General features: G+C 71.0%; 14 protein-coding genes. 1 reads left to right on the top strand and 13 read right to left on the bottom strand.

Annotation, left to right across the window (positions count from 1 at the left end):
- Positions 1 to 98: 98 nt before the first annotated feature.
- From rdgB to clpS, 7 genes are all read right to left on the bottom strand, one after another.
- Positions 99 to 764, bottom strand: a complete 666-nt coding sequence (gene rdgB / locus ACZDYF_RS12175; protein WP_475057195.1) for an RdgB/HAM1 family non-canonical purine NTP pyrophosphatase — start codon at positions 762 to 764, stop codon at positions 99 to 101.
- 14 nt (positions 765 to 778) lie between these two features.
- On the bottom strand, positions 779 to 1,537 hold the full coding sequence (gene rph, locus ACZDYF_RS12170; RefSeq protein WP_191788891.1) for a ribonuclease PH: 759 nt from the start codon (positions 1,535 to 1,537) through the stop codon (positions 779 to 781).
- Between the two features lie 20 nt (positions 1,538 to 1,557).
- A complete protein-coding gene (locus ACZDYF_RS12165; protein ID WP_475057060.1) occupies positions 1,558 to 2,406 on the bottom strand; it encodes an MBL fold metallo-hydrolase in 849 nt (282 codons plus the stop codon).
- Complete coding sequence (murI, locus tag ACZDYF_RS12160) at positions 2,406 to 3,209, bottom strand: glutamate racemase (protein WP_191788889.1); 804 nt, start codon at positions 3,207 to 3,209, stop codon at positions 2,406 to 2,408. Before murI ends, ACZDYF_RS12165 begins: the two co-directional genes overlap by 1 nt.
- Before the next feature lie 247 nt (positions 3,210 to 3,456).
- Entirely contained in the window at positions 3,457 to 3,612 is a 156-nt protein-coding gene (locus ACZDYF_RS12155; RefSeq protein WP_168210118.1) for a hypothetical protein, read from the bottom strand.
- A gap of 155 nt (positions 3,613 to 3,767) precedes the next feature.
- The gene (locus ACZDYF_RS12150; RefSeq protein WP_475057057.1) at positions 3,768 to 4,418 is read right to left on the bottom strand and encodes a DUF2017 family protein; all 651 of its coding nucleotides are present in this window, start codon (positions 4,416 to 4,418) and stop codon (positions 3,768 to 3,770) included.
- Entirely contained in the window at positions 4,418 to 4,681 is a 264-nt protein-coding gene (clpS, locus tag ACZDYF_RS12145; protein ID WP_307824305.1) for an ATP-dependent Clp protease adapter ClpS, read from the bottom strand. Before clpS ends, ACZDYF_RS12150 begins: the two co-directional genes overlap by 1 nt.
- Positions 4,682 to 4,867: 186 nt before the next feature.
- Between clpS and ACZDYF_RS12140 the strand changes: the two genes are divergently transcribed.
- On the top strand, positions 4,868 to 6,268 hold the full coding sequence (locus tag ACZDYF_RS12140) for a nicotinate phosphoribosyltransferase (protein ID WP_475057054.1): 1,401 nt from the start codon (positions 4,868 to 4,870) through the stop codon (positions 6,266 to 6,268).
- A gap of 77 nt (positions 6,269 to 6,345) precedes the next feature.
- Here ACZDYF_RS12140 and ACZDYF_RS12135 read toward each other — a convergent pair whose 3' ends face one another.
- The 6 genes from ACZDYF_RS12135 to ACZDYF_RS12110 all read right to left on the bottom strand — a co-directional run bounded on the left by ACZDYF_RS12135 (position 6,346) and on the right by ACZDYF_RS12110 (position 12,299).
- Complete coding sequence (locus ACZDYF_RS12135; protein ID WP_225226564.1) at positions 6,346 to 8,100, bottom strand: DEAD/DEAH box helicase; 1,755 nt, start codon at positions 8,098 to 8,100, stop codon at positions 6,346 to 6,348.
- 92 nt (positions 8,101 to 8,192) lie between these two features.
- On the bottom strand, positions 8,193 to 8,543 hold the full coding sequence (locus ACZDYF_RS12130; RefSeq protein WP_475057050.1) for a DUF3039 domain-containing protein: 351 nt from the start codon (positions 8,541 to 8,543) through the stop codon (positions 8,193 to 8,195).
- Positions 8,544 to 8,655: 112 nt separating this feature from the next.
- Positions 8,656 to 9,438, bottom strand: coding sequence for a glucosamine-6-phosphate deaminase (nagB, locus tag ACZDYF_RS12125; RefSeq protein WP_191788885.1), 783 nt, complete (start codon positions 9,436 to 9,438; stop codon positions 8,656 to 8,658).
- Positions 9,438 to 10,418: an ROK family protein gene (locus ACZDYF_RS12120; RefSeq protein ID WP_307824141.1), complete on the bottom strand. Its 981-nt coding sequence runs from the start codon at positions 10,416 to 10,418 to the stop codon at positions 9,438 to 9,440. The genes nagB and ACZDYF_RS12120 overlap by 1 nt, the downstream gene beginning before the upstream one ends.
- A gap of 1 nt (position 10,419) precedes the next feature.
- Positions 10,420 to 11,349: a carbohydrate ABC transporter permease gene (locus tag ACZDYF_RS12115; RefSeq protein ID WP_372440741.1), complete on the bottom strand. Its 930-nt coding sequence runs from the start codon at positions 11,347 to 11,349 to the stop codon at positions 10,420 to 10,422.
- Positions 11,346 to 12,299, bottom strand: coding sequence for a carbohydrate ABC transporter permease (locus ACZDYF_RS12110; RefSeq protein ID WP_191788884.1), 954 nt, complete (start codon positions 12,297 to 12,299; stop codon positions 11,346 to 11,348). The genes ACZDYF_RS12115 and ACZDYF_RS12110 overlap by 4 nt, the downstream gene beginning before the upstream one ends.
- Between the last annotated feature and the right edge of the window lie 104 nt (positions 12,300 to 12,403).

The following is a 12,403-nucleotide window of genomic DNA, read 5'->3' as shown; positions in this document are numbered from 1 at the left end:
ACCCGGAGGTCACGCCCGCTCGGACGTCCTTGGCCGATCCGTCCAGTGGGCTGGCACGGGCCACCACCTGCGATCAGGCGGGACCCGGCGGGGACCGTTCAGGCGAGCGGCTGAGCCTGGGGTTCGTCGACCGTCGTCCGGGTGAGCACCGCCACGACCTGCGGGGCGATCGCACGGAACGCCTTGCCCCGGTGGCTGATCGCGTTCTTCTCCGCGGCCGACAGCTCGGCGGCGGACCGGGTCTCGCCGTCGGGCAGGAGGATCGGGTCGTATCCGAAGCCGCCCTCGCCGCGCGGTGCCGACAGGAGCGTCCCGCGCATCTCGCCCGTGCGGACCCACTCTCCCCCGTCCGGGGTCACGAGCGCGGCCGCGCACACGAAGCCCGCCGCGCGGTGCTCCGCCGGGACGTCGCCGAGCTGCGCGAGCAGCAAGTCGAGGTTCGCCCGGTCGTCGCCGTGCCGACCCGACCAGCGCGCGGAGAAGATCCCCGGCGCCCCGCCCAGGACGTCGACCGCGAGGCCCGAGTCGTCGGCCACGGCCGGCAGACCGGTCGCCGCGGCGAGCGCGCGGGCCTTGATGAGCGCGTTCTCCGCGAACGTCACGCCGTCCTCGACGGGCTCCGGGGCACCGACCTCGCGCGCCGAGACCACGGCCTCCGGCGGCAGGTCCAGGCCGGGCTGCGCGGCCAGGATCGCGCGGAGCTCGGCGAGCTTGCCCACGTTGTGGGTCGCCAGGACGAGCCGGGCCCCCGCCGGAACGTTCACGCCGGACCCAGCGCTCACCGCGACGCCTCGTCGAGCGCGAGCTGCTGGATGATCGCGAGCTCGGACGTACCGCGCAGGGCGAGGTCCAGCAGCACGTCGAGCTCGGTGCGGTTGAACGGCGCGTGCTCAGCCGTGCCCTGCACCTCGACGAAGTCTCCCGAGCCCGTGACCACGACGTTCATGTCGGTGTCCGCGCGCACGTCCTCGACGTAGGGCAGGTCGAGCATGGGCGTGCCGTCGATGATGCCGACGCTCACGGCCGACACCGAGTCCGTGAGGACCTTCTTGCCGCCCTTGATCGCGCCGTGCTTCTTGCCCCAGGTCACGGCGTCGGCGAGCGCGACGTACGCGCCCGTGATCGCCGCGGTGCGCGTGCCGCCGTCGGCCTGCAGGACGTCGCAGTCGAGCACGATCGTGTTCTCGCCGAGCGCCGAGACGTCGATCACGGCGCGCAGCGAACGGCCGATGAGGCGCGAGATCTCGTGCGTGCGCCCGCCGATGCGGCCCTTGACCGACTCACGGTCGCTGCGGGTGCTGGTCGCGCGCGGGAGCATCGAGTACTCGGCCGTGACCCAGCCCTGGCCCGAGCCCTTGCGCCAGCGCGGCACGCCCTCGGTGAACGAGGCCGCGCACAGCACGCGCGTGCGGCCGAACTCGACGAGCACGCTGCCCTCGGCGGCGTCGAGCCAGTTCCGGGTGATCGTGACGGGGCGGAGCTCGTCGGGCGTGCGACCGTCCGCGCGGACGGTCTGGGAGGTGGAGGCTGAAGTCATGGAGCCAGCCTATCCGGGCCTCAGAGCGTGAAGACCCGACCCGTCGCCGCGAGGTCGACCGGCCCGGCGTAGACCGCCGTGGCCTCCTCGCGCGCCGCCTGCTTGTCGTTCCAGGCCGGCAGGTGCGTGAGGACCAGCCGCTGGGCGCCGGCCGCCGTGGCGACCTCGCCCGCGCGCCTGCCCGTCAGGTGGATGCCGCGGTCGACCGCGTCGTCCCGCCCCTCCTGGAACGCGGCCTCGGCGAGCAGGAGGTCCGCGTCGCGCGCGAGCTCGACGACGGCGTCGCACGCGTCGGTGTCCCCCGTGTAGGCGAGCGTGACCCGCTCGCCCGGGACCAGGCTGGAGGGCCCCGTGACGCGCACGCCGTAGGCCTCGACCGGGTGGTAGACCCGGAAGGGCTCGATCTCCAGAGGACCCACCGTGACGACCTGCCCCGGCTCCCAGGCCCCGAAGGCGAACTGGGACTCCATGGACTCCCCCGCCTCGAGGCCGTAGGCCGCCCCGATGCGCTCGGCCGTGTTCGACGGCCCCCAGACGGGCAGCGCCCCCGCGGCGGGTGTGGCCCCGGACCGCGCAAGAGGCGTCGCAGACGCCCCGGCCGCCCGGTCCGGGTGGTACTTCAGGTAGACGTACAGCCCGCACACGTCGACGAAGTGGTCGGGGTGCAGGTGGGACAGCCCGATCGCGTCGAGCCGACGCGGGTCGACGAACCGCTGCAGCGCGCCGAGCGCGCCGTTGCCCATGTCGAGCAGGAGGTTCCACTCGCGCCCGTCCGGTGAGACGTCGTCGGGCACCTGGACGAGGTACGACGAGGCCGGGGAGTCGGGGCCCGCGAACGAGCCCGAGGAGCCGATGACGACCAGGCGCATCAGACGGCCTCCACGAGCGAGACCTCGGGCCCGAGGAAGCGGCGCGCGAGCTGGTCGAACGGCTCGGCGCTGCCCGTCGCCCGGAACCGGTGCGCCGGCGCGCCCGCCTCGCGCGAGCGTTCCAGTCCGTGCGCGACGAGCGTGCGGTACACGTCCTTCGCGGTCTCCTCGGCGCTCGAGACGAGCGTGACCTCGTCGCCCATGACGTAGGAGATCGCCCCCGCGAGGAGAGGGTAGTGCGTGCAGCCGAGCACGAGCGTGTCCACGCCGGCTGCCCGGACGGGGGCGAGGTACTCGTGCGCGATCTCGAGCACCTCCGGCCCGGACGTCACCCCGGCCTCGACGAGACGCACGAACTCAGGGCAGGCCTGCGACGTGAGCCGCAGGCCGGGGGCGACCGCGAACGCGTCGTCGTACGCGCGCGACTCGATGGTCCCCCGCGTCCCGATGACACCGATGTTGCCCGTCCGGGTCGCGGCCACCGCACGCCGCGCAGCAGGCAGGATCACCTCGATCACCGGCATCCCGTAGCGGGCCGTGTACCGCTCGCGGGCGTCGCGCAGCACCGCCGACGACGCCGTGTTGCACGCGATGACGAGCATCTTGACGCCCTCGTCGACGAGCTGGTCCATGATCGAGAGCGCCATGGCACGCACAGCGGCCAGCGGCTTGGGTCCGTACGGGCTGTTCGCCGTGTCACCGATGTACAGCAGCGACTCGTTCGGCAGCTGGTCGAGGATCGAGCGGGCGACCGTGAGGCCCCCGACTCCCGAGTCGAAGATGCCGATGGGTGCGTCGTTCACGGTGACGAGCCTAGTGCCGGGGCGGCGGAAAGGGAGGTCGCGCTGCCTGCACCGGCCTGTGGGACCGACCACAGGGGCGTCCTGCGGCGGCGCGCGGAAGCGGTCCGGGGAAGAGTCAGGACGACGGAGGAGGCGACGTGCCGGTGAACCCGGCCGGGTCCGGGCACGACGAAGGGCGCCGCACTCGCGTGCGACGCCCTCGGTCCCGGCTCCCGGGTCGCTGCCCTCAGGCGGCGACCCGGGTCCCCTAGACCTTCGCCTTGCCCCGTCCGATCAGCCCCACCACGAGGCTGACGACGAGCACGATGATGCCGAGCCAGATCAGGAACTTTGCCGCTTCGACTGCCACACCGAACACGAGCAGCACGACTCCGACGAGCAGGATGATGAGCCACGTAGGCATGTTGTCCCTCTTTCTCTCGGCCAGGACGCGGACGTCCCGGTTCAACCAGGACAATCGTGGCACTACTCCACCCCTCACGCATCTTGACACACATCTCGCGAGTGGCTTATAAGCATGATAGGCGGGCACGGGTGGCCCGACGGGCCCCGGCGAGGTCAGCGGGGCGTGCGCCGCACCTCGGCGAGCATGAGCTCGACCAACGACTCCTGCAGCCACCCCGAGAGCAGGAACACGCTCGCCAGGAAGCGCCGCGCGGCGTCCGGAGCCTCCTCGGGGGGCTCGGCCCCCGACTCCTCACGCGCCAGCAGCTCGTCGTGGAGGTCCTCGACCTGGTCGTCGGTGCGCAGGTCCAGACGCTCCGCGAGGACGACCCGGATGTCGGTGAGGGCCCCCGCGACGCGACGGGCGTCGTCGGGCCGGACGATCAGCGGCGTGAGCGCCTCCGCGTCCTGCGGGTCCCCCGCGAGGAGCAGGTCCGCGAGGAGCAGCAACCGCTGCGACTTCTCGGCCGCCAGGTCGCCCTGGGTGAACCGGCGGAACTCGGCCGAGACCCCCGCGTCCTCGGGAGCGGCGTCAGGGAGCAGACGGCGGACCGCAGGGTCCGTGGGCGCGCGCACCTCCTCGGGTGGCGCCGACAACGGCGCGACGCCCTCGATCCGTGCGGCCTCGAGGCCCTCCGCGGGAGCCGTGCCCGTCTGCTCCTGCAGGAGCTCGACGACGTCGCCCACCACGTGCGCGAGCACGAGGCGCTCGGACGCGCTCAGCTCCGCGACGTACCCGCGACGCGCGCGCCGGAACGGCCGCACTACTCCCCGCTCCGCTGCATCGTGGCCCACAGCCCGAACTCGTGCATCGCCTGCACGTCCACCTCGACCTTCTCCCTGCCGCCCGACGACACGACCGCGCGCCCCTCCTGGTGCACCTGGAGCATGAGCGTCCTCGCCTTCTGCTGCGTGTACCCGAAGTAGCTCTCGAAGACGTACGTCACGTAGCTCATGAGATTCACCGGGTCGTTCCACACGAGGGTCACCCAGGTGTCGGCGAGGGACAGCCCCTCCCGCGTGTCGATCTGCTCGTCGAGGCGAGGCCCCGCGGTCGCCGTTCCAGTCACTCCCCCACTCTATGGGGTGGGTGAAGTCCAGCAGTGCCGTGTCCACGCCCCGAGGGCCTGTCCACGGCCTGGTGGGAGGCCCGGAACGTGTCCACGGGCGTCCCGCGCCCGCCGCCGCGCCGTCCTCTGCCCTAGGTTGGGCACATGAGCCCCGCAGACCACCCGGGCACGGACGCCCCGGCCGCCCGGACCGCCCCGTTCGCACCGTACGCCCCCTCCCCGCAGACCTCGCTCCTGACGGACCGCTACGAGCTCACCATGCTCCAGGCCGCGCTCGCCGACGGCACCGCCGACCGGCACTGCCTGTTCGAGGTCTTCACGCGCCGCCTGCCCGCAGGTCGGCGCTACGGCGTGCTCGCCGGCACCGGCCGCGTCCTGGAGTCGCTCGCGACGTTCCGCTTCACGGACCTCGAGCTCGCCTGGCTCCAGGAGGCGCGCGTCGTCGACGACCGCACGCTCGACTACCTCGCGGGATACCGGTTCACCGGCTCCGTCACCGGGTACGCCGAGGGCGACGTGTTCTTCCCGCAGTCCCCCGTGATGGTCGTCGAGGGCACGTTCGCCGAGGCCGTGCTGCTCGAGACCCTCGTCCTGTCGATCCTCAACTACGACTCCGCGGTCGCGTCGGCTGCCTCACGCATGACGAGCGCCGCCGTCGACCGCCCCTGCCTCGAGATGGGCTCACGCCGCGCGAGCGAGCTGGCCGCGGTCGCCGCCGCCCGCGCGGCCGCGGTCGCGGGATTCGCCGGGACGTCGAACCTCGAGGCGGGGCGGCGGTACGGGATCGAGACGATCGGCACGGCCGCGCACGCGTTCACGCTCCTGCACGACGACGAGCAGTCGGCGTTCGCCGCCCAGGTCGCCTCGCTCGGGGTCGGCACGACCCTGCTCGTCGACACCTACGACGTCCGCCGGGGCGTCGAGAACGCGATCGCCGCCGCGGGCACGGGGCTCGGCGCGGTCCGTCTCGACTCGGGCGACCTCGGCATCCAGGCCGTCGAGGTGCGCAAGCAGCTCGACGGCCTCGGCGCGACCGGCACCCGCATCACGGTCACGTCTGACCTCGACGAGTACGCGATCGCCGCCCTGGCAGCAGCCCCGGTCGACGCCTACGGCGTGGGCACCTCGCTCGTGACCGGCTCGGGCGCCCCGACCTGCGGCATGGTCTACAAGCTCGTCGCCCGCTCCGACGCCGACGGCGTCCTGCAGCCGGTCGCCAAGGCCTCGACGCTCAAGACCAGCACCGGAGGGCGCAAGGCTGCGGCACGCCAGTACGGCGAGGACGGCAGGGCCCTCGCCGAGGTCCTCGTCACCGGGCCCGACGACGTCGTGGCAGCCTGGGAGCCGGGCGACGACGAGGACCTGCGCCCCCTGCACGTCCCCCTCGTGGTCGACGGCGCCGTCGACTCGCGCTGGATCGGCGCCTACGGGGTCCACAACGCGGCGCGACGGCACGCCGAGGCACGGGCCGAGCTGCCCCGCGGCGCACGCCGCCTGTCCGCGGGCGACCCCGCGCTGCCGACCGTGACACGCACGCTCGACTGACACGCGTCTCCCGTCGACGGCGCGAGGCCCGCACGCTCGGTGAGCGTGCGGGCCTCGCGCCGTCGTGGCACAGGTCGCTACTTCTTGCCGACGAACCATCCTCGGAGCACCGCGACCCGCGCGTCGAGCTGGGCGACCGTCGCCAACGGCACCTCGGGCCCACCGCAGCGGCGGCGCAGCTCGGTGTGCACCGTGCCGTGCGGCTGCCCGCTGCGGCGCGCCCAGGCACCGACGAGCTGCGACAGCTCCTTGCGCAGCTCCGCGGCACGACGGTGGTCGAGCTCGCTGCGCTCGACCTCGGCCGCCCGAGACTTCTTGGACCTGGCGGACATCTGGTCGGCCTGACGCTGGCGCAGCAGGCTCGTGACCTGGTCCGCGTCGAGCAGCCCCGGCAGACCGAGGAAGTCCTGCTCCTCGTCAGAACCGACGTCCGCCTCGGTGCCGAACTCGCCCCCGTCGAAGAGCACGCGGTCGAACGACGCCTGCGCCTCGAGCGCCTGGAAGGAGCCCTGCATGCCGTCCGCGAGATCGTCGGACGCCTTGTCCTCCCGGTTGGCGGCCGCCATGAGCGCGTCCTCCGGGTTGTACATGTCCCCCTGCTCCTCGGCCGTGAGCGGCCGGTCGAGCGCATGGTCGCGCTCGAGCTCCAGGCCGTTCGCGAGCGCGAGCAGGTGCGGCACGCTGGGCAGGAAGACCGATGCCGTCTCGCCGCGCCTGCGAGCACGGACGAACCGTCCCACGGCCTGCGCGAAGAACAACGGGGTCGCGGTCGACGTCGCGTAGACGCCCACGGCGAGCCGCGGCACGTCGACCCCCTCGGAGACCATCCTGACCGCGACCATCCACCGACCGTCACCGTCCGAGAACTCGTCGATGCGACCGCTCGCGCCGTCGTCGTCCGACAGGACCACCGTCGGCGACCTGCCCGTGATGCGCGCCAGATGACCCGCATAGGCCCGCGCGTCGGTCTGGTCGGTAGCGATGACCAGGCCGCCCGCGTCGGGGATCGCCCGACGGACCTCGGTCAGACGCTTGTCGGCCGCTGCGAGCACCGACGGGATCCACTCGCCGTCCGGGTCGAGCGCCGTGCGCCAGGCCTGGCCCGTCATGTCCTTGGTGAGCGCCTCGCCGAGACGTGCGCTGACCTCGTCGCCCGACTTGGTACGCCAGCGCATCTGTCCCGAGTACGACAGGAAGATCACCGGGCGCACGACGTGGTCGCGCAGCGCGTCGCCGTAACCGTAGGTGTAGTCCGCGGCCGACCGACGGATGCCGTCGGCGCCCCGCTCGTACGTCACGAACGGGATCGCCGCGGTGTCCGACCGGAACGGGGTACCCGTCAGGGCGAGGCGCCGGGTCGCGGGCTCGAACGCGTCCCGGACGGCCTCGCCCCACGACAGGGCGTCGCCACCGTGATGGACCTCGTCGAGGATGACCAGGGTCCGCTCGGCCTCGGTCCGCGCAGTGTGCAGCGCGGGCTTGGCGGCAACCTGGGCGTACGTGAGCGCGACACCGTCGTAGCTGGAACCGTGGCGTCCCTGGCTGTTGCGGAAGTTCGGGTCGATGCGCACACCCACGCGGGCCGCTGCGTCCGCCCACTGGTGCTTGAGGTGCTCGGTGGGCGCGACGACGGTCACCCGGCGAACGACCCCCTGCTCCAGGAGCTCGGTCGCGACACGGAGCGCGAACGTCGTCTTGCCCGCACCCGGGGTAGCGACCGCGAGGAAGTCACGCGGCGCACGGGTCCGGTAGAGCTCGAGCGCCTCGGCCTGCCAGGCGCGCAGCTTGGACGCCGTGCCCCACGGGGCACGACGAGGAAAGGCCGGCGACAGGTGCGACGCGGCGGCCGAGGACGCCCCGAGCGGGGCCGTTGGGGGAAGGTTCGAGGACGGGCGAGCGGACGAGTTCGAGAGTGGTTGCCCGCTCACTTGCCGGAATCACCCTCGCCGTCCTGCGGGGCGCGAAGGCCGTCGTAGATCTCCTTGCACGTGGGGCACACGGGGAACTTGTTGGGGTCACGGCCCGGCACCCAGACCTTCCCGCACAGCGCGATCACGGGCTTGCCGGACAACGCCGACTGCATGATCTTCTCCTTGCGCACGTAGTGCGCGAAACGCTCGTGGTCCCCGGGCTCGACCTCCGCCGTGGTCTCCGTGCGCTCAAGGACGCTCGTCGACGTACCGCTGCTCGGGTCGCTGTCCGGGACGATCGGTTCCGGTCCGGACGGGCTGCCTACCGCAGGTCCGTTGGTGGGGAGGGTCAAGGGTTCGATCATGATCTCGAGTCTACGTCGGGGAAGGAGAAACCCGTCGGCTCCGACCAGGGGCGTGATCGGAACCGACGGGCGGCTGTGGGTCGGGCCCGCAGGGCCCGCCGGGGTGGGTCGGTCAGAGACCCTGCCACTCCGGCTTCGAGAGGAACGTCTGGCGGTAGTAGTCGCCGAGCTGCAGACGCGAGGCTGCGGCATCGTCCACCAGGACGGTCGCGTGGGGGTGCATCTGCATGACCGTGGCGGGCCACATCGCGGAGACCGGGCCCTCGACGAGCTGGTGGACGGCTTCCGCCTTGCCCTTGCCCGACGCGAGGAGCACGAGGTGTTTGGCCGACATGATGGTCGCCAGGCCCTGGGTGAGGCAGTGCTGCGGCACCTGCGCGAGGTCGTCGCCGAAGAAGCGCGCGTTGTCCTCACGGGTCTGCGCGGTGAGCGTCTTGATACGCGTCCGCGAGGCGAGCGACGAACCCGGCTCGTTGAACGCGATGTGCCCGTCCGTGCCGATCCCGAGGATCTGCAGGTCGACGCCGCCGGCATCGACGATCTTGCGCTCGTAGTCGGCGCACGCCGCGACGAGGTCCTCGGCGTTCCCGTCGGGTCCCTGCACGGCGTCCGGGGCGAAGTCGACGCGCGAGGCGATCTCCTTCTCGATGACGTTGCGGTAGCGCTCCGGGTGGTCCTCCGCGATCCCGACGTACTCGTCGAGCATGAAGGCCTTCGCCTGGGCGAACGAGAGCCCCTCCTGCGTGTGACGACGGACGAGCTCGTCGTACACCTTGAGCGGGCTCGAACCGGTCGCGAGACCGATCACCGAGTCCGGCTTGGCACGGACCAGCTTGTCGATCGCCTCGGCGGCGAGCACCGCGAGCTGATCGGCGGGCGCAATCACAACTTCCATTAGGACACCTTCCTACGGCCGGCGATGGCTGCTCCCACCGCGGCAACGGGCACATCGCTGGGTGCCAAGGAGACACGCTTCTCCAGCTCCAGCGAGGACAAGAACGGCGACGTGCTCGCCTGGGCGACCAGGGCCCCCCGCACGGCGTCGAGGAGAGGCTGACCGAGACCGGTCACTCCACCTCCGAGGACGACGTGCCGGACGTCGACCGTCAGCTCGAGGATACGGACAGCACTCGCCACAGCGGCGGCGAACTCGCCCTTGATCCTGAGCGCTTCGGGATTCCCGGCCGCGGCCGCCTCGAAGAGCTCGAGCGGCGCCGGACGGCCGAACTGCGAGGGCCATCGAGCGCTGAGCGCCGTGCCCGAGGCGTAGGTCTCGACGCAACCACGCTGCCCGCACGCGCACAACGGCCCCTCGGGGTTGATCGGGATGTGGCCGATCTCACCGGCCGCCCCGCTCACACCACGACGGAGCCGACCTCCGAGCACGATGCCGGCCGCGAGCCCCGTACCGAGGGCGAGGAAGGCCAGGTCCTGACCGTCGGCGCCCATCGCGTGCGAGGCGCCGAGCGCCGCGACGTTCAGGTCGTTGTCGACGTCCACGGGGATCCCCCCGAAGATCGCCGACAGCTCGTGGGCGAGCGCGAACGGCTCACCCTCGATCCCCAGGTTCACCGCGTGCATCACGGAGCCGCTCTGCGGGTCGACGAGCCCGGGGACACCGAGGCCGAGTCCCGCGAGCGCGGCAGGCTCGAGGCCTGCCGCGTCCGTCAGGGACCGGACGGCCCGAGCAGCACTGGAGACCACACCCTGCGGGCCTCGAACGGTCGGCAGCTTGACCGACCCCTCGATCGAGCCGTCCGGTCCGAGCAGGACGCCGAGGACCTTCGTTCCTCCGACGTCCAGGCCGACCGAGTGGCCGCCGGGCAGGGCGGCTGCCTCGCCGAGCGACGAGGCAGCCGTTCTCACCTCGCTCACGTCAGCCCTTCACCGCACCCGAGACGAGGCCACCGGTCATGCGTCCCTGGACGATCAGGAAGAAGACGACCACGGGGATCGCGATGAGCACCGAACCGGCCATCAGCCCGCCCCAGTTCGTCGCCTGGGTCGCCTGCTGGAACGTCCGCAGCCAGAGCGGCAGCGTCATCGACTCGGGACGCGTCATGATGATCAGCGCCATCACGAACTCGTTCCAGGCCTGGATGAACGCGAAGACACCGGTCGCCACGAGACCAGGGGCAAGCAGCGGGAAGGTGATCCGCCAGAACGCCTTGGACCGCGAGCAGCCGTCGATCATGGCGGCCTCCTCGAGCTCTGCCGGGACGCCTGCCACGAACCCACGAAGGGTCCAGATCGTGAAGGGCAGCACACCCGACAGGTAGACGATGCCGAGGCCGATGATCGTGTTGAGGAGCTGCCAGCCGTCGATGATCCGGAAGATCGAGATCATCATGGCCTCGCCCGGGATCATCTGCACCGCAAGGATCGCGATGATGAACGCCTTGCGACCCTTGAAGTTGAACCGGGTCACGGCGAGCGACGCCATGAACGCGAGGATCATCGACACGATCAGGACGAAGAACGTGACCAGGATCGAGTTGCCCAGCGCGGGCAGGAAGGGCGCGCGCTCCTGGTTGAAGATCGCGTCCTGATAGTTGTTGAGCGTGAAGTTGGACCCCGGGAAGAACGTCAGGTCCTTGTTGCGGATGAGGTTCGTCGGGAGGAACGACGAGTTGACCATCCAGTAGACAGGGAAGATGGAGCAGAGGAAGACGACCACGGCGATCACGCTGTAGATCGCGTTCGAGACCTTCTTGCGCTGTCCCTCGCGGGTCTTGCGCGGTCCGCGCCCCGCCGACAGGGGTGCCACCTTCGCCGTCCCGGCGACGGTGGGGTTGAGGGTGCTCACAGCTCTTCCTCCTTGACGGTCTGGCGCACGTAGTAGTACGAGATCCCCATCATGATGAACACCAGGATCACCGCGATGGCGCTTGCGGCGCCGTAGTGCCCCTGCGCCATGCCCATCTGGTAGATGTACACGCCGATGGTGTTGGTCTTCTCCGCGATACCGCCGATGCCCTGCAGCGCGAAGATCTGGGTGAAGACCCGCAGGTCCCAGATGATCGACAGGATGATGAGCACCACGATGATGCTGCGCACGTAGGGCACCATGATGAGGCGGAAGCGCTGAGCCGGCGTGGCGCCGTCGAGCGACGCGGCCTCGAGCACCTCGCCGGGGACCTGGGTGAGGCCGGCGTACATCGTGAACGCGACGAACGGGACGCTCTGCCAGACGATGACGAGCGTGGCGACGAGGAAGAACATCCACGGGTTGATGAGCCACGAGTGACCCATCCAGTTGTCCCCGGTGATCTTCGTGAGGATGTTGTTCACGACGCCGTACTGGGTGTCGAAGATCCACCCCCACACGATGACGGCCGCGAGGGCGGGCATCGCCCAGGCGAGCAGCAGGCCGACCGACACGAGCAGCCGGAAGAACTTGTTGAGACGCATCATCAGCAGGGCGAGGAGGATCCCGATCGCCATGGTGAGGAACACGCACACGACCATGAAGGCGAAGCTGCGCGCGAGGACCGTCCAGAACATCGGGTCGGTCAGCGTGTCCGTGTAGTTCTCGAGGCCGACCCACTCAGCAGGCACGCCCATCAGCTGGGCGCGCTCGTACTTCTGGAACGACATGATGAAGAGGTTGATCAGCGGGTAGCCGACCATGATGCCGAGCACCAGCAGGCTGGGGGCGAGCAACAGCCACGGCAGCTTGGGCGAGCGCTTCTTCGGGGGCTTGAGAGTGTCCTTCAGCTCGACCGCTGGGGACGACTCGAGGGTGGATGAGCTCATTTTCTCACTCCGTCGAGGGGGTGCACGGTTCGAGCAGGACCGTGCGGGGTACAAGTCGTGCGATGGTCCAGTCATGCCGAGGGGCGGGGGCTCCGTGGAACCCC

It is taken from the genome of Oerskovia sp. PE-21s, assembly GCF_056158145.1.
Note: the sequence above shows the minus strand (reverse complement) of the source record. Positions and strands in the feature narration are given on the sequence as shown.

Bases quoted from the DNA above. Each gene is read 5' to 3' on its own strand.
- rph (WP_191788891.1), bottom strand. From the start codon at position 1,537: ATGACTTCAGCCTCCACCTCCCAGACCGTCCGCGCGGACGGTCGCACG.
- ACZDYF_RS12165 (WP_475057060.1), bottom strand. From the start codon at position 2,406: ATGCGCCTGGTCGTCATCGGCTCCTCGGGCTCGTTCGCGGGCCCCGAC.
- ACZDYF_RS12155 (WP_168210118.1), bottom strand. From the start codon at position 3,612: ATGCCTACGTGGCTCATCATCCTGCTCGTCGGAGTCGTGCTGCTCGTG.
- ACZDYF_RS12140 (WP_475057054.1), top strand. From the start codon at position 4,868: ATGAGCCCCGCAGACCACCCGGGCACGGACGCCCCGGCCGCCCGGACC.
- ACZDYF_RS12130 (WP_475057050.1), bottom strand. From the start codon at position 8,543: ATGATCGAACCCTTGACCCTCCCCACCAACGGACCTGCGGTAGGCAGC.
- nagB (WP_191788885.1), bottom strand. From the start codon at position 9,438: ATGGAAGTTGTGATTGCGCCCGCCGATCAGCTCGCGGTGCTCGCCGCC.
- ACZDYF_RS12110 (WP_191788884.1), bottom strand. From the start codon at position 12,299: ATGAGCTCATCCACCCTCGAGTCGTCCCCAGCGGTCGAGCTGAAGGAC.